This window comes from Psychrobacter sp. H29 (assembly GCF_059073055.1).
In genome coordinates this window covers 798,866-815,244 of record NZ_JCACRY010000001.1, presented here as the reverse complement: position 1 = coordinate 815,244, position 16,379 = coordinate 798,866, and the positions used below count along the sequence as shown (strand labels likewise).

15 protein-coding genes are annotated in these 16,379 nt (G+C 43.3%); 7 read left to right on the top strand and 8 right to left on the bottom strand.

The features are described 5' to 3' along the window. The first annotated feature begins 440 nt into the window (after window positions 1-440). Both purD and AC5JP1_RS03300 read left to right on the top strand, forming a co-directional pair. The gene (purD, locus tag AC5JP1_RS03305) at window positions 441-1,757 is read left to right on the top strand and encodes a phosphoribosylamine--glycine ligase (RefSeq protein ID WP_493844423.1); all 1,317 of its coding nucleotides are present in this window, start codon (window positions 441-443) and stop codon (window positions 1,755-1,757) included. Between the two features lie 306 nt (window positions 1,758-2,063). Then, window positions 2,064-3,455: an ABC1 kinase family protein gene (locus AC5JP1_RS03300; RefSeq protein WP_443526416.1), complete on the top strand. Its 1,392-nt coding sequence runs from the start codon at window positions 2,064-2,066 to the stop codon at window positions 3,453-3,455. Window positions 3,456-3,585: 130 nt separating this feature from the next. Here the strand turns inward: AC5JP1_RS03300 and AC5JP1_RS03295 are convergent, their stop codons facing one another. Continuing rightward, window positions 3,586-4,263, bottom strand: coding sequence for a class I SAM-dependent methyltransferase (locus AC5JP1_RS03295; RefSeq protein ID WP_493843110.1), 678 nt, complete (start codon window positions 4,261-4,263; stop codon window positions 3,586-3,588). A gap of 182 nt (window positions 4,264-4,445) precedes the next feature. On the opposite strand from AC5JP1_RS03295, the gene AC5JP1_RS03290 reads away from it, so the two are divergent. Then, window positions 4,446-4,637 (top strand): DNA gyrase inhibitor YacG, encoded by a 192-nt coding sequence (locus AC5JP1_RS03290; protein WP_493843109.1) that lies wholly within the window; start codon window positions 4,446-4,448, stop codon window positions 4,635-4,637. 41 nt (window positions 4,638-4,678) lie between these two features. Continuing rightward, window positions 4,679-5,860, top strand: coding sequence for an aspartate aminotransferase family protein (locus AC5JP1_RS03285; protein WP_493843108.1), 1,182 nt, complete (start codon window positions 4,679-4,681; stop codon window positions 5,858-5,860). Window positions 5,861-5,964: 104 nt separating this feature from the next. On the opposite strand, the gene AC5JP1_RS03280 is transcribed toward AC5JP1_RS03285, so the two are convergent. From AC5JP1_RS03280 to AC5JP1_RS03250, 7 genes are all read right to left on the bottom strand, one after another. Continuing rightward, window positions 5,965-6,864 carry a LysR family transcriptional regulator gene (locus AC5JP1_RS03280; RefSeq protein ID WP_319051723.1) on the bottom strand — a complete coding sequence of 300 codons (900 nt, stop codon included), beginning with the start codon at window positions 6,862-6,864 and terminating at the stop codon, window positions 5,965-5,967. Between the two features lie 229 nt (window positions 6,865-7,093). Then, the gene (dnaX, locus tag AC5JP1_RS03275) at window positions 7,094-9,157 is read right to left on the bottom strand and encodes a DNA polymerase III subunit gamma/tau (protein WP_493843107.1); all 2,064 of its coding nucleotides are present in this window, start codon (window positions 9,155-9,157) and stop codon (window positions 7,094-7,096) included. Window positions 9,158-9,315: 158 nt separating this feature from the next. Beyond that, on the bottom strand, window positions 9,316-10,842 hold the full coding sequence (gene lysS / locus AC5JP1_RS03270) for a lysine--tRNA ligase (RefSeq protein WP_493843106.1): 1,527 nt from the start codon (window positions 10,840-10,842) through the stop codon (window positions 9,316-9,318). An 83-nt stretch (window positions 10,843-10,925) separates the two neighbouring features. Continuing rightward, window positions 10,926-11,276 (bottom strand): helix-turn-helix domain-containing protein, encoded by a 351-nt coding sequence (locus AC5JP1_RS03265; protein ID WP_071001597.1) that lies wholly within the window; start codon window positions 11,274-11,276, stop codon window positions 10,926-10,928. Then, window positions 11,266-11,574, bottom strand: a complete 309-nt coding sequence (locus AC5JP1_RS03260) for a type II toxin-antitoxin system HigB family toxin (protein WP_493843105.1) — start codon at window positions 11,572-11,574, stop codon at window positions 11,266-11,268. Before AC5JP1_RS03260 ends, AC5JP1_RS03265 begins: the two co-directional genes overlap by 11 nt. A gap of 104 nt (window positions 11,575-11,678) precedes the next feature. Beyond that, on the bottom strand, window positions 11,679-12,770 hold the full coding sequence (prfA, locus tag AC5JP1_RS03255; protein WP_493843104.1) for a peptide chain release factor 1: 1,092 nt from the start codon (window positions 12,768-12,770) through the stop codon (window positions 11,679-11,681). A 283-nt stretch (window positions 12,771-13,053) separates the two neighbouring features. Continuing rightward, the gene (locus tag AC5JP1_RS03250; RefSeq protein ID WP_443527087.1) at window positions 13,054-14,199 is read right to left on the bottom strand and encodes a beta-ketoacyl-ACP synthase III; all 1,146 of its coding nucleotides are present in this window, start codon (window positions 14,197-14,199) and stop codon (window positions 13,054-13,056) included. Window positions 14,200-14,474: 275 nt separating this feature from the next. Here AC5JP1_RS03250 and pnuC point away from each other — a divergent pair, with 275 nt between their 5' ends. From pnuC to AC5JP1_RS03235, 3 genes are all read left to right on the top strand, one after another. Next, window positions 14,475-15,185, top strand: a complete 711-nt coding sequence (gene pnuC / locus AC5JP1_RS03245; protein ID WP_493843103.1) for a nicotinamide riboside transporter PnuC — start codon at window positions 14,475-14,477, stop codon at window positions 15,183-15,185. After that, on the top strand, window positions 15,157-15,732 hold the full coding sequence (locus tag AC5JP1_RS03240; protein ID WP_493843102.1) for an AAA family ATPase: 576 nt from the start codon (window positions 15,157-15,159) through the stop codon (window positions 15,730-15,732). Before pnuC ends, AC5JP1_RS03240 begins: the two co-directional genes overlap by 29 nt. A 101-nt stretch (window positions 15,733-15,833) precedes the next feature. After that, entirely contained in the window at window positions 15,834-16,358 is a 525-nt protein-coding gene (locus AC5JP1_RS03235; protein ID WP_319052285.1) for a TIGR00645 family protein, read from the top strand. Window positions 16,359-16,379 lie beyond the last annotated feature (21 nt).

Sequence of the window (16,379 nt, the reverse complement as noted above, 5' to 3'; positions counted from 1 at the left end):
GTCTCTTTATTTATGTTTATCAATCCGTATCAACTGCTTTTATTGCACATTTCTTTTCACAGAATCGTTGTCAAAAATTGCAATATAATGGCAGTGTGTCCAGTCACGTGACTTATTATTTTATAACTTCTACAGATTTTCTCCTTTTTCGTTCTTATTTTTATAAATATGTAGCAATCAGGATGTAATCCTACTATTACAGTGAAGTTTAACGCACCTGCGGCGTTAGCTAAAGCGTACAACATCATTTCATGAATCAGTGATATGTCGATAACCTTTGCTAATGAGACAATGATGACGCAGCCAGTAATATTCAAGATTAAATGCTGGCACGTGGATACTCATAGTAATCAAGACTGTTTTTTTGTTAGAATATGTCGACATATTTACGAGCGTACGACTAGCTCATTATTAACTTAATGCTAAGGGCAAACGGTATGATGAATATTTTGGTGATTGGCTCAGGTGGTCGCGAACACGCACTGGCATGGCAGTGTGCAAAAGATAACAATGTCGAAAATGTCTATGTCGCTCCAGGCAATGCAGGCAGTGCACTTGAACCTAAATGCCAAAACGTCGTCTTAGCGTCTGCGAACGCTGATGCGAGTGAGCATGCCGCTGTCATCGAATTTTGTCAAAATAATAGTATTGATATGGTTATTGTTGGACCAGAAGCACCTTTGGTTACAGGTATCGTTGATGCCTGCCGCGAGGCTGGTATTAAGGCATGGGGTCCTACTGCTCACTGCGCGCAACTAGAAGGTTCTAAAACCTTTGCCAAAGAGTTTATGGAGCAGAACCATATCCCAACAGCCGCTTATCAAGGGTTTACAGAGGCTACTGCGGCTAAAGCCTATGTCGATGAGCAAGGCGCACCCATCGTGATCAAAGCGGATGGACTTGCCGCTGGTAAAGGCGTCATCGTGGCTGAGACCGTCGAGCAAGCGCACGAAGCAATCGATGATATGCTCGCGGACAACAAATTTGGAGATGCTGGTAGCCGTGTGGTGATCGAGCAGTTCTTGCAAGGCGAAGAAGCCAGCTTTATTTGTATGGTCGATGGGGAAAACATCCTACCCATGGCAACCAGCCAAGATCACAAGCGTGCTTTTGAAGGTGATACAGGTCCGAATACAGGCGGGATGGGTGCGTATTCCCCTGCGCCTGTCGTGACCGCAGATGTGCATAATAAAGTTATTGAGCGCGTCATTCAGCCAGTTGTTGATGCAATGAAAGACGCAGGACATCCCTATACTGGATTTTTATATGCAGGTCTTATGATTGACCAAGCAGGCGACCCATATGTGATCGAATTCAACTGCCGTTTTGGTGATCCAGAGACGCAGCCTATCTTGATGCGTCTGCAATCATCGATGGTAGATTTGGTCGCGCAAGGCTTATCAGGTCAACTACCTAGCGAAGCAAAATGGGATGAGCGTCCTGCTTTGGGTATCGTTGTTGCCTCAAAAGGTTATCCTGAAACCTCATCGAAGGGCGATGTCATCGCAGGCTTGCCAGAACTAGATTCGACAAACAACAATGCTGTCAAAGTATTCCATGCAGGTACAGCGTTTTCTGATAATAATGAAAATGAGATCGTCACTAATGGTGGTCGTGTATTATGTATTACTGCCTTAGCAAGCAATATCTCTGAAGCCCAGCAAGCAGCACTAGCAGTCACTGCTGCCATTAGCTTTGACGGTGCACAATATCGCCGTGATATTGGTCATCATGCCATCACTCGTGAAAATGCGTAACGAGCTTATACCCATCAAGAGCCATTAAACGCTCATCTTGCGTTGTCGTTTCAAAATCGATGCTTATACTTTACAGCACTATCTGACCTAGCTTTATGCTGGGTCTTATTTTTGGTACGCCGTATAACGCTCAGTAATAATACTCGAACCATCTCACGGCTTACAAAGTAACTATCAACAGCCAGCCTACGCTCATAAACCCAATGTGCTTTATATGGTACAATTTTATACCCGTGCATCACATCTCCCTTGTATTGTGGGTATCGAACCCGCAAATCAATAGCAACTGGATGAATGATTATATTTATGGCAAATGATACGTCTAAACCTTCTAGCAACAAGCAATCAATTGATAGTCTAAAAACCTCAGGGTTTGATCGCCGAATGTCGATTGCCAAAACCTCCTTGAATATTGGTCGTCGTTGGGCGGGCAATAGCGTGTCTGGCATGTTTTTAAATAAAGAAGCACGCACAGCACGTAACCAAGCGTTTATGGAAGCTCAGGCAAATTATCTGGCATCAGAGCTTGGCAAGTTAAAAGGTTCAGTCGTCAAAATCGGTCAAATGCTAGCAATCTATGGCGAGCACATACTGCCGCCGGAGATTACACGTGCCTTACAAACGCTCAATGATGACACCGCAACGTTGACGTGGCCTACGATTGAAAAAACATTGCATAAATTATTGGGTGAAAAACTAAGCGAGCTAGATGTCGACCCTATTCCTATTGGAACAGCGTCTCTTGCTCAAGTTCATCGCGCTACCGTACTGGCGACAGGTGAACAAGTGGTACTAAAGATTCAATACCCAGGCGTGGCTGATGCCATCAACTCCGACCTTGCTTTATTCAAGCAGTTGCTAAAAGTAAGTAATATCGTTCCTCAAACACGCGCACTTGATGCTTGGTTTGAGGAGATACGTGACCTACTCCACCATGAGGTTGATTACGAAGCAGAGGCCGCAACGACAGAGCGCTTTTATGATCGTTTAAGTGACGACCCGCGCTATATCGTTCCGAAGATCAACCGTACCTACTCTAAAAAGCGCTTACTTTGCATGTCTTATGAGCCAGGTATCACTGTGGTCTCTGATGAATTACAACTATTACCTCATGAGCGCCGCAGTGCAATCGGTCAAGCTGCTATCGAAATCATGATGCAAGAGATTTTTGTATGGGGTGAGATGCAGACAGATCCTAACTTTGGCAACTACTTAGTGCGAGTCAGCGAAGGCGACGACATCGATAAGCTTGTTTTGTTAGATTTTGGCGCTATCCGCCAATTCGATAATCATTTACTGACTATAGCCCGCGGACTGCTACGAGCAGGATACCGTCATGATCATCAATCAATGATGCTTGCGATGACAGGATACGACTTTTTCGACAGTATGAGTGACAAAGTACGCTCTGATATTGCCTCGCTATTTTTACTGGCGACAGAGCCTTTCAGTGATCCTGAAAATAATAAAGATATTCCTAGTGAGTGCTTGGATGGGGAAAAGTGTTATATTTGGGCTAACAGTAAATTGCATTCGCGCCTATCCACCAAAGCCACTCGCGCAATGCAATCCTTCGAATTCAATCTCCCGCCAAAAGAGTTTATGTTCATTAGTCGCAAATTCATTGGCGCATATACTCTTTTGACAGTTCTTGACGCTTATACCAATTCTAATAATTTGGTTAAACCTTACCTATAGTCGTTAATTCTAGTCTTTAAGTTTGAAATTTTTTGGACTGCTCTTTAGGAGCAGTTCTTTATTTTCTATTTTTAGTCGCTTAGGCTATTTTATATTCAACCTAATATTTAGCATTCTTCTTTTACCTCGATTATTTTCCTTCACACAATGATGTCGCTTGCCAATCATCAAATCTGGTTTTATACCATTTAGGCTTACGGATATTCAACTCCCAGCACACTTCTTGCCGTGCCAAATACTTCACTTCAAAGTGAGTACGCTGACTATCTGCAGGGACTTGATAACGAGAATTTGGAAGACACCATACCTTAGTTGCCTGAAACTCTGCGTTGTCCATATATGCTTCAATATTGGTGACCACTACTACCTCACCATTTACCTGCAAGCGAGACAATAGAAATTCAAAGAAAGGCATATTTAGCCATTGTTGATTGGGGTTCTGCTGTTCGGGGTTAGGATAAAGAATAAAAATCTTGCACAGGCTATTGGGCTTTATAGCATGTACGGTCCAAGCAATAGCATCCGCATGAATCGCATCTAGGTTTGATAAGGCCTGTAGCGTAGTCTGTTTTGAGAAAGCTTCAAATTTATTACGGGTGCGCTCAATCGCTATTAAATGCTTGTCAGGATTCTGCGCTGAAAAGCTTAGCGCGTGCTTGCCCTTCCCTGCTCCGATCTCTAGTATCAGCGGTTTTTCACTCAAATTTTCGTTGATGATTTTAGGTATCACAAAGTCACGCGGTGCTGAGAGTCTCTGTGGTTGAAACGCTCGCGCTTGCTGATGAGTGAGCTCAGTATTGTCTGTCATTTATTATCCTTAAAGCATTTGTCTTTTGTCATTATTCGGCCCCATGCTATTATATAGCCAATCTAATTTAATAGTAATATAGTGATGACCAGTCCTTCAAAATGCATCCTAATGTAGATGATGATAGAAGAAGACTGCGCGTAAATGATACTAATAACATTAAGGATGCTCCCACTTTTATTATGACTGACTCTAATTCCCATGCTACGCCCAAAACCTACCCTTGCCCACGCTGCGGCACACAGACTGCCTGGCAAGACAATAAATACAAGCCATTTTGTAGTAGTCGCTGTAAGCTAATCGACTTAGGGGCTTGGGCAAATGAAGACTATACGCTACCTGCAGAAACCACGCCCTTCTCTGACGAATTATAACCCCCTATTTTACTCAATTTACTATACCAAGGATGTCTTACATGTCTGCTACCTACCTCATGCCTACCTACAACCGTCAACCTATTAGTTTTACACGTGGTGCAGGTAGTTGGCTCTATACCAAAGATGATACGCCATACCTAGATGCTCTAACTGGTATCGCGGTGTGCGGGCTCGGTCACTGCCACCCACAAGTGACAGAGGCGATTGAGCAGCAGGCGTCTACCTTAATTCATACCAGCAACTTGTTCGGTATTGACTGGCAAGAGCGTGCGGGAGAGGCTTTATGTACGGCTGCCGAAATGGACAGTGTGTTTTTTGCAAATAGTGGCGCTGAAGCAAATGAGGCCGCACTGAAAATTGCACGCTTGTATGCACACAAGCAAGGATTTACACGTCCAAAAGTGATCGTGATGGAGCAGTCATTCCATGGTCGTACATTACTATCGCTATCAGCTACTGCCAACCCAAAGGCTCGTGAAGGGTTTTATACGCTAGATGAAGACTTTATCCGTGTGCCATTTGGTGATATTGCTGCAGTTAAGCAGGCAGCTTTGGATCATCAGGATATTTGCGCCATTTTTGTAGAGCCAATCCAAGGTGAAGGTGGTCTAAATACTGCGGCAAATGGTTTCACTTATTTAGAAGAGTTACAGGCAGAGTGTGATGCTCACAACTGGCTATTTATGCTCGATGAAGTACAAACAGGTAATGGCCGTACTGGTAAATATTTTGCTTATCAGCATAGCAGTGCTCGTCCTGATGTATTGACGACTGCTAAAGGCTTAGGTAATGGCTTTCCAGTCGGCGCTTGTATGGTGCGAGGCCGTGCTAATGGTTTGTTTGGTGCAGGCAGCCATGGCTCTACTTACGGTGGCACACCTTTAGCCAGTCGCGTGGTACATAGCGTGTACGATGTACTCACCAATAGTGACATTATGGAAAATGCAGTGACTGAAGGTTTGTTCATTCGTGAAAGCCTCGTTAATGCATTAGGACAACATGGTGTGAGTAGCCGCGGGGCTGGTATGATGATCGGTATTGCGCTACCAGAAGATATGGACTGTAGCCAGTTGGTAGATCGTGCGCGTGATGAGCAAAACCTAATCCTCAATGTAACGGGGGGTCATGTCGTCCGTTTACTACCTCCACTTAATATGAGCCGTGATGAGAGCACACAAGTTGCTGAGCGCTTGATTGACCTACTAAGACCCTCATTCTAAGGAATGCTTGAATATATATAATCAAAAAAGCCTATAGATATCATTATCTATAGGCTTTTTTCTAGCTATTTATTTGATAATACGACTGTCTAAAACAAACCGCTCTAATGTGCATGGAAATATTTTTTTAACACTTCTAGACAACGAGTGATTTTGGCAGGTTGTTGGTCACGGTTTAGAGTGACCGCATAGAGAACAAAGCTTGGCAGTTGATAGCCAGTTAACACTTCTACTAGCTCTCCACTCTCAAGCTCTTTTTTGATGTCCATTTCCATCATTCTAATCAAGCCATGACCTTCTTTTGCCAGAGTCGTGGCCATAAAGACGTTATTGGTATAAATACGCGAGTTCATTTTGATACGTGTTTTCTTACCAGTCTCTGTTTGAATCATATCAACCTGATTGGCCTCTTTCATGATTTCAATAGATATCAGTTGATGGTCGGCCAAGTCTTTTGGTGTATTAAGCTTAGGGTGGTGACGTAGATATTGAGGCGACGCTACGAGCAACTGACGTACATCGGTGAGCGGATGACTACTTAGGCTTGCATCATTGATCGATGGACTCATACGAATCGCAATATCGATACGCTCATCAATCATATCGATATAGTGATTATCTGCCAGATAGGTGACACTAAGATCATCATGCGCCGCCATCCATGTGGATAGCGCTGGTAATATATGGTTTACACCAAGCTCAGGCGTCGTCGATATACGTAAACTACCTGCGAGCTCATCACGCAACTGATTAACTTTAATTCGACCTTGTTCAGCAGCACTGACCACATCTTTTGCAGACTCATAAAAGCTCTCACCAGCTTCTGTTAAGCTTAGCTTACGAGTTGAGCGGTGTAATAGCACAACACCTAGCTCATTCTCTAGTGAACGAATCTGCTGACTGACTGCACTGGTGGTAATACCAAGCTCACGAGCTGAGCCACTAAAAGAACCATGTCCGACCACACTGGCGAACACAGCCATACCGCGTAAATTATCCAACATATTCTCACCTAAACTTCATTTCAGTTTTTAATATAACTTAATCATTATAACGACTTTTGATTTATCTTATCGTTACTAAATATTTTCTCTTATATAAGAGCGCCCATTTGTGCTGCGGTAAAAACAAAAATATCAAGGCGATAGCGTATCATCACCTTGATATCTTATATAAAACCGTATTTAAAACATATTCATATTTGAAATGGTTTTAATAACCGTTTTTTAGAACTTAATACAGTTGGACCTTGCCCATTTTGCCCTCGCCCCGCTCCGTCAAATACTGCATCACTGGTGTGTTCAGCAATTTTGTCTCAGCAACCGTTTTTGCTTGCTCTAATCGTTTTTGTTGACGACGCTCTGGTGTTTTATCATCACTTTGCATGATGCTATTATCGATTTTTAAATCAATCTGTGCCTGTGTGAATTGCTGTTGCAACTTTGCAGCCAGTTGCTGAAAAGTCGCTTGTAAATGCTTGCTGTCCACACTAGTCAAGAACGTTGCATTGCCATTACATTGACCTGTCATTGTGCCTTGACGAGCAAGTGCCAACTCATCTTGAGCTAATACTTCTGCTTCACGAGCAGTCTGCAGCCAGTAATCCCATTTTTCCGAGTTCCACTCCCCCGTCAGTTCTTGGGACGTACAGCGTAACAAAGTGCGCGGGTCTTCATCAGATGGTAATAGTAACTGAGAATTATTTGCATCAGGCTCAACAACAGGTTCAGGCTCAACAACAGGTTCAGGCTCAACAACAGGTTCAGGCTCAACAACAGGTTCAGGCTCAACAACAGGTTCAGGCTCAACAACAGGTTCAGGCTCAACAACAGGTTCAGGCTCAACAACAGGTTCAGGCTCAACAACAGGTTCAGGCTCAACAACAGGTTCAGGCTCAACAACAGGTTCAGGCTCAACAACAGGTTCAGGCTCAGTACTGACAGCTGACTGTACTAAGTTGTACTCTTGGTCACTAATATACTCAGAGCGAAAATTCTCGTTATCATGAGTGCTACTTTGCTGCTCATCATAACGTTGCGCTTGGTCATCAATCTCATAAGACTGTAGTGGTTCTGATGCGCCATGCGTCGTGACAGTTGAAGACGTTTTTTCTGAAGAAGACGGCGAATCAGTCGACTCTATTACTGGTGTACTGGTAGCAGATACCTCCCCGTCGTAGGTATTATTGAGTACTTCATCGACCGGCAAAGGACGAAACGCTAGTAAGCGCAAAATGCACATCTCAAGCGCTTGCATAGGGGTACTAGCAAGCTTGACGCCTTCACGTGCTTGCACAACAATCTCATAATACAGCTGCAAGACATCAGGGCTGATATGCTGAGCTAGCGTACAAATATCTTTTGCTTGCGCCTCATTAACATTGAGAGCGACCTCAGGCAACAGCTGAGTCAATGCCAACTGATGCAACAGCTCAGCCAACCCATCAAACATGCTGGTCGCATCTACCATCTGCGCGCGCATTTGCTCGATATGTGCGGCAACGGCTGATTTATCATGATTATAAATATCTGTGATCAAGCTGATGAGGTCAGCCGCATCAATGAGACCGAGCATGGCATTGACAGTCGCATCATCCAGTGACCCTTGACCAAAAGCAATCGCCTGATCTGTCAGTGACAAAGCATCGCGCACAGAGCCTTTGGCAGCGCTTGCTAATTGCCAAATGGCCGGCTGCGTGTAGTCAACCTGCTCTTTGGTCAAAATATTTGCCAAATGTTCGCTAAGTAATACCTGCGGTAGTGGGCGTAGCACAAACTGTAAGCAGCGCGAGATAATCGTAATCGGCAGTTTTTGTGGATCAGTCGTCGCCAGCAAGAACTTTACGTGTTCAGGTGGCTCTTCCAACGTTTTGAGAAGCGCATTGAAACTATGCGTCGACAGCATATGCACTTCATCAATCAGATAGACTTTATAACGCCCTTGGCTTGGCGCGTAAGGCACGTTGTCTAACAGCTCGCGCGTGTCCTCGACCTTGGTACGGGAAGCCGCGTCAATCTCAATAAGATCAATAAAACGCCCCTGATCGATAGCGACGCAGTTGTCGCATACCCCGCACGGTGTGCTCGTAATACCAGTATCACAGTTCAAGCATTTAGATAAAATACGCGCAATCGTCGTCTTACCCACACCGCGCGTACCAGTAAATAAATAAGCATGATGCAGACGATTATAATCAATTGCATTAATCAGCGCCTGCGAGACATGCGTCTGCCCAATCAACTCATGAAAGTTCTTGGGTCGATATTTGCGAGCTAAAACTTGATATTGCTGCGACATAGCTATCCATTGTGCCAAGTGGTTAAAATTCTTATTTTAGATGCTGTTTTTCGATATTTATTATAGCAAAAAGCCAGCGCATTCGTCTGGCTTCTCACAAGTTTGATTATGACTGAGCCGCATTCAATAAGCGACTTTGGTTAACGACTAATTAAATATTAATCATTTTTGCGGCGCATATGCGGGAACAAGATCACATCACGGATACTGGCTGAGTCAGTAAACAGCATTACTAAGCGGTCGATACCAATACCTTCACCTGCTGTCGGCGGCAAACCGTATGACAATGCTTCGATGTACTCTTCGTCAAAATGCATGGCTTCGTCATCGCCTGCGTCTTTTTCGGCAACTTGACCACGGAAACGCTCGGCTTGGTCTGCTGGATCATTGAGCTCACTAAAACCATTAGCGAGCTCACGACCGCCAACGAACAGCTCAAAACGATCAGTAATCTCAGGATTGTCATCACTACGGCGCGCGAGTGGTGAGGTCTCAGCTGGATACTCAGTAATAAAGGTTGGTTGACACAGTTGATGCTCAGCCGTTTCTTCAAAAATAATCGTTTGTAGTTTACCCACACCAAACACATCTTTTACTTGCTGTTTCAGCGTCGTTGATGCGTACTCTGCTAGGTATTCACGATCATTGATACGTGCCATGTCGAAGTTTTCTGCATACTTTGCAATCGCATCAGACATAGATAGACGAGCAAATGGTGCTTTTAGGCTAATGGCTTCTTCTTGATAAGTCAGCTCTGTTGTGCCCAACACATCATTTGCTAACTGATTAAACATACGCTCAGTCAAATCCATCAGATCATGATAGTCAGCGTAGGCTTGATAAAACTCAATCATGGTAAATTCAGGGTTGTGACGGGTTGAGACCCCTTCATTACGGAAACTGCGGTTGATCTCAAATACACGCTCAAAGCCACCAACGACCAAGCGCTTGAGATAAAGCTCAGGCGCAATACGCAAATACAAAGGCATATCTAGAGCATTGTGGTGCGTCTCAAAAGGACGAGCTACCGCGCCACCTGGAATCGGATGCATCATTGGCGTTTCAACTTCCATAAAACGCTCATTCAGCATAAACTGACGAATGCCGCTGATAATCTGACTGCGAACCATAAAGGTATCGCGAGTCGTTTCATTGGTCATCAAATCAAGATGACGGTTGCGATAGCGCGCTTCTACATCTGCTAGGCCATGGAACTTATTTGGCATCGGACGTAGGGTCTTAGTCAACAGCGTAATCTCTTCAATATGCACATATAAATCGCCTTTACCCGAGCGACCAATATAGCCTGACACACCAACAATATCACCCAAATCCAAAGATTTGATGCTTGCACGCGTCTCCTCATCAAGCTCTTTACGTGCCACATATAATTGGATGCGACCTGTCATGTCTTGGATAACGATGAATGAGCCACGGTTTAACATGACACGGCCCGCCACATTGACCTGTGTTTTGTCACCATTCGCCGCTTTTTCTTCAATTTCTTGTTTTGACACACCATCAAAAGCCGTTTGCAAATCTTTTGCATAATGGGTGCGTTTAAAGGTGTTTGGGTACGGCTGTTTATCTGAGGCAGTGATATCATCTAGCTTGGCTTGAAGTTGCGCGATCAGTTCATTGGTGTCTTCTGGCGCTTGGGTTTGGTCTTGGTTATTTCTTGACATAAAACTCTCATAATACGATAGCCGTAAACTATCTTTAGTTAATATTTGATACTCAAAACAATAGTATCTCAAATAGAGGAGACCTAGTGAATAAGACTTTCATAAGGAATGTGCAGCCCTTCATGTAGTTTTCTTATCATTGGCAAACTCAATCGGCGTTTACGATTTAATACTTCAGATACTTTACTTGCCGATCCCAAATAAGGTGTCAAATCCTTTCTACTTAAATTTAGATTTTCCATCTGAAAAATAATAGCATCGACAGCTTCGGCATGTTCGATAGGATAATATTTGTTTTCGTAAGCTTCAATTAAGGTTACTAGCACTTCGCGCTCATCAGCCTCAGGTGTACCCTCATCAGCTTGAAACACAGCTTGTAGCTGAGCAAATGCATGTGCTAGATCTTGATCATTACGAATTGGTTTAATATTCACTGACAACCTCCACATCAATTTTATCGTATTCACTATGAGTACCGATGAACTTGACCCAAGCAATACCAGCCTGATACTGCATCTCAACCACCAATCGGTATTTATTGCCTGCAATATTAAAAACGACTCTATTATTAGCGCAAATACTCGCATTCTTAAAATCGTTTTTGATATCTTGCGGTGATTGCCAACTGGCTTTTAGTGCAAAATCATGCCAAGCTTCTAGCTGACCTTTTGCATCATCATTGTTAGGCTGTTCCCAGAATTTACGTAAACTGCTTTTGGCAATAACTCTCATATGACTTAGTATATAGCATCCAATTATATTCCCAATTTGGGAATATAGCAACGCTAATCGCTATACCCCTTCTTAACCTCACTCGCATAGTTCACCGCTATGGCTTACATCTCGCCGCCGATACTGGCCATCAAGTCAGCCTGATGCTCACGTAACAGTGCATCAAGAATCTCATCCAAGTCACCTTCCATGATAGAATCAAGCTTGTATAAGGTAAGGTTGATACGATGATCGGTCATGCGCCCTTGCGGGAAATTATAGGTGCGAATACGCTCTGAGCGGTCGCCACTACCGACCAAGTCACGGCGTATAGAGTCCGCTACATCGACCTGCGCTTGTACTTTGGCTTGCTGGATTTTAGAGACCAGCATTTTCATCGCATGTGCACGGTTTTTGTGCTGACTACGCTCTTGCTGACACTCTACCACAGTACCCGTCGGAATATGCGTCAAACGTACGGCTGAGTCAGTGGTGTTAACGTGCTGACCACCCGCACCGCTTGAGCGAAAGGTATCCATCTTGATATCCGCAGGATTGATGTCTACCGTATCATCGATTTCAACTTCTGGCATGACGGCAACCGTACAAGCTGATGTATGCACGCGACCTTGGCTTTCGGTTTCAGGAACACGCTGTACGCGGTGAGCACCCGATTCAAACTTTAGGCGACCATATACACTATTGCCAGATACACGAGTGATAATCTCTTTATAACCACCATGCTCACCTTCGTTTGCAGAGAGCACTTCTAGTGTCCAGCCTTGGGTCTGTGCATATTTTTGGTACATGCGGAACAGATCACCAGAGAAAATCGCCGCCTCATCACCGCCAGTCCCTGCACGAATCTCCAAGAATGCAGGTACTTTATCATTCGGATCTTTTGGTAGCATCATTACATTGAGGGCTTCTTCCATCTCTACGATGGTATCGCGTGCCGTCTCAATTTCATCTTGCATCATCTCTTTCATGTCAGGATCGGTCGCATCGGCTAGCATTGCTTCTGCATCAGCCTGATCCGTTTCTGCACCCAGATAGTTCTGCCATAACGTCGTGATGTCCATCAAGTCGCTATGTTCGACAGACAATTCACGGAATTTATTATTATCACTAATGACACTAGGATCTGATAACAAGGCGGTGACCTCTTCATAACGGTCTACCATCTGGTCTAAACGCAGGCGTAAGGATTCTTTCATAAAAGGACTTTTATTTAAATGAGGGGAATAAGAGCGTGATTATAGCAAATTTTTTGGGTTAAATTAAAACCTCTGGTCATTCTTGTCGATATTCTCAGTAATCTTGATGTTATCTTTCTAAACATCTCTCTTTATATTTAGATGTCAGGACCTAATTTCAATGGCAAAAATGATAGCCAAAAAAATAGCCAAGAACATTCTTGGCTATTTTTTGTCTAGTTGCTAGTTACTTAGTACTAATTACTGGTCACTTAGTATTAAACCTTAGTAATAAACTAAGGCATTAAACTTTACGCACCAGTACTGACCCGATAGAGTAACCTGCACCGAATGAGCAGATAACACCCAAATCACCTGATGATAGATCATCTTTGTGGCGATGGAATACAATCATAGGGCTCGCTGAGCTGGTATTGGCAAATTCAGCAATCACACTTGGTGCAATTGATTTATCTGCATCTTTACCGACGACAGTACGTAAGATCAAATCCAACATATTGGCATTGGCTTGATGTAACCACATCATCTTAACATCAGATGTTGGGATATCGTTTTCTTGCAAGTGCTCAGTGATAATTTCAGAAACTTTCGGGCAAACTTCACGGAATACTTTGCGACCGTTTTGCAAAAATAGCTTGTCAGTGACCGGTGCTTTGATATCTGGATACATCTCTGTCTGTGCCGCTAGGTATTCTGAGCGATCCATAAAGCCATATTCGTTTTTGATGTTGGTCGAAAACTGCGTAAATAGTTTAGAGTTTAGAATCTCGTAACCCTTTGGCGTATCAAGCTCTTCTACGATAGAGGCAGTCGCTACATCGCCGAAGATAAAGTGGCTGTCACGGTTGCGCCAGTTTAGATGCGCTGAGGTAATCTCAACGTTGACCACAGCAATACGCTTGGCCAAACCTGAGATAATAGAGCCGTGGGCTTGTGATAGGCCAAAAGTCGCCGCACTACACGCAACGTTCATATCGTATGCAAAACCACCAACCATGCCGATCTCATTCTGAATTTCGATAGCAACAGCAGGATAAGTACGCTGGAAATTTGAGCAAGCAAGGATGATACCGTCTAAGTCATTGGCTTCAAGTCCTGCATCAGCCAAAGCGTCTCTGAGTGCTGCTGCACCCATTTCAGCCATCACTGATAGCTCTTCGCCCAAATTACGGTATGGGATAACTGGTGCCATGATTTCAGTATTTAAGATACCGTCTTTTTCCATCACATAACGTGATTTGATACCAGATACTTTTTCAATAAAAGCGGCTGAAGAAGGCTCAAGTGCGGTCACAGTCTCTGCTGCTATCTCGTCAGCATGTTCGGTATTATAGTTTTCAACATACTGGTTGAATGACTCTACTAGCTCTTCGTTACTAATGCTATAAGGTGGGATATACAAGCCTGTGCCTGTGATACAAGTCGTCATGATAAGCTTCCTTGTCTACTACTATAGTGCTTGGAATAAGCATAAAAGTGAAAAAATAATAGCCATTCAAATTCAGTGAATAACTGTAAACTTAAAATCAGTGTGTTTATTATGCCTGAATATTATAATTTTTCTAATACTTTGTTACAAATAATCTGTTTCTTGCCATAAATAAGCAAAGACTGACTTCATTTCGTAATGGCTACGTTATAATTAGCGCCATTCTATTCTAAACAACCATACATATCGCTATACACTCATATTTAGGAATGCTAATGGTAGAACTTTTCAACTGGTTATTTGGTCAATACGCCGACTACTCTACAACGTTTATTGTGCTTGAGTTAATTGCCGTTGTCTTTGGTGTGGCTAGTGTCTTACTTGCCAGCAAAACCAATATCCTCGTCTTTCCTATTGGATTGGTTAGCACTGCTATATTCGTGTACCTACTGTGGAAATGGCAATTGTTTGGCGATATGTTCATCAATGCTTACTATACCGTAATGAGCTTGTATGGCTGGATCAACTGGTCAAAGAACAAGAAAAATCAGTCTATTGAACACAAGCAATCAGACGTCAATCGCGTCCGTATTGAGCATTTGCACGCAAGGGATATTCCTATACTTACCGCTTTGGCAGCAGGGACAGTAGCTTTTGTAGGATTGGTTTATTATTTCCGTCCAGTGATCAATAACGGTTTTAGCTTCGACGGTGCAGTACTTGGCATGCATCTATTTACTTGGGTCGACTATACTGACATGCTCACTACAGCTTTGTTTCTTATGGCGATGTGGCTCATGGCACGGCGCAAAATCGAGCATTGGATACTTTGGATTATCGCGGATGCGATATCAGTACCGCTATACTTTTATAAAGGCTTCACTTTTACCGCACTACAGTATGTAGTCTTCACTCTTATCGCAATCTGGGCATATTATGAATGGCAACGACGCTACCGTGTACAACCTCGAGCAGCATACGCCTAAATCTGTTACTACTGTCGCTGTACTAGGCGCAGAAAGCACGGGCAAAACCACGTTGTGTCGTGATTTGGCAGCGCATTTCGACAGTGTGTGGGTATCAGAATACATGCGCACTTATTTACAAGCAAAATGGGATAATGAGCAGCTGACTTGTACTTGGGAGGATCTACTGCCTATCGCACAAGGACAGATCCAACTGGAGAACACCTTAGCCAAGCAAGTCGCCCAAACCCCTGATAAAAACCGTTACTTATTTTGTGATACCAGTTTGTTTGAGCTGATGACTTATTCTAATTGGTACTATGGCGATTGCCCTGAGGCCCTTGAGCAAGCAGCATTGGCACATCACTATGATTTGATACTATTGACTGATGTAGATATACCGTGGGTCGCTGATGACTTACGTGATAGTCCGCACCAACGTGATGAGATAAGTGACTACTTTATCAATCAACTAAACAAGTATAAAAAGCCATTCCAGCGCGTTGGCGGGGATAGGGAGCAGCGCGTTCAGCAAGTAGTAGCGCAGCTTACTCACGTAGACACATAGAGTAGATATTGTGCTACACACTAAAAAATTGCACTATTAAAAAAAGGCTGTACTTTACCCACCATTAATATCATTTGTTTTTTAAAACTTAAGAGATATCCATGCTAAAGAAGTTTGAGCTGTACTTAGAAAAAACAATATTCAACAGCCGCTGGATACTGGCACCTTTTTATCTGGGATTGGTACTAGGCATCGTTTTACTATTTGTTAAGTTTGTTCAAAAACTATGGCATATGTTTGCCGATATACTCATAGCCTCGGAAGCCAGTGTGATTGTAGATATATTGATATTAGTTGATATCTCGTTAGTCGCCAGTTTATTACTCATCATTATATTTAGTGGCTACGAGATTTTTGTCTCAAAAATTGACACTGGCGCTCATGACGACCGTCCTAGCTGGATGGGCAAAGTAGATTTTTCTGGTTTAAAGCTCAAAGTCATCGGAGCTATCGTCGCGATCTCGGCAATCGATCTTCTGAAATCTTTTATGGATATCTCTAGCGGAATGAGTGAGCTCGATGCTGATAAGCTGATGTGGAAAGTGATCATTCACATGACCTTTGTATTGTCAGGCTTATTATTTGCTGTTATGGATAAAGTGGTCGGCGATACCAAAAAGCACTGATACTTAGAACACTTACAAGTA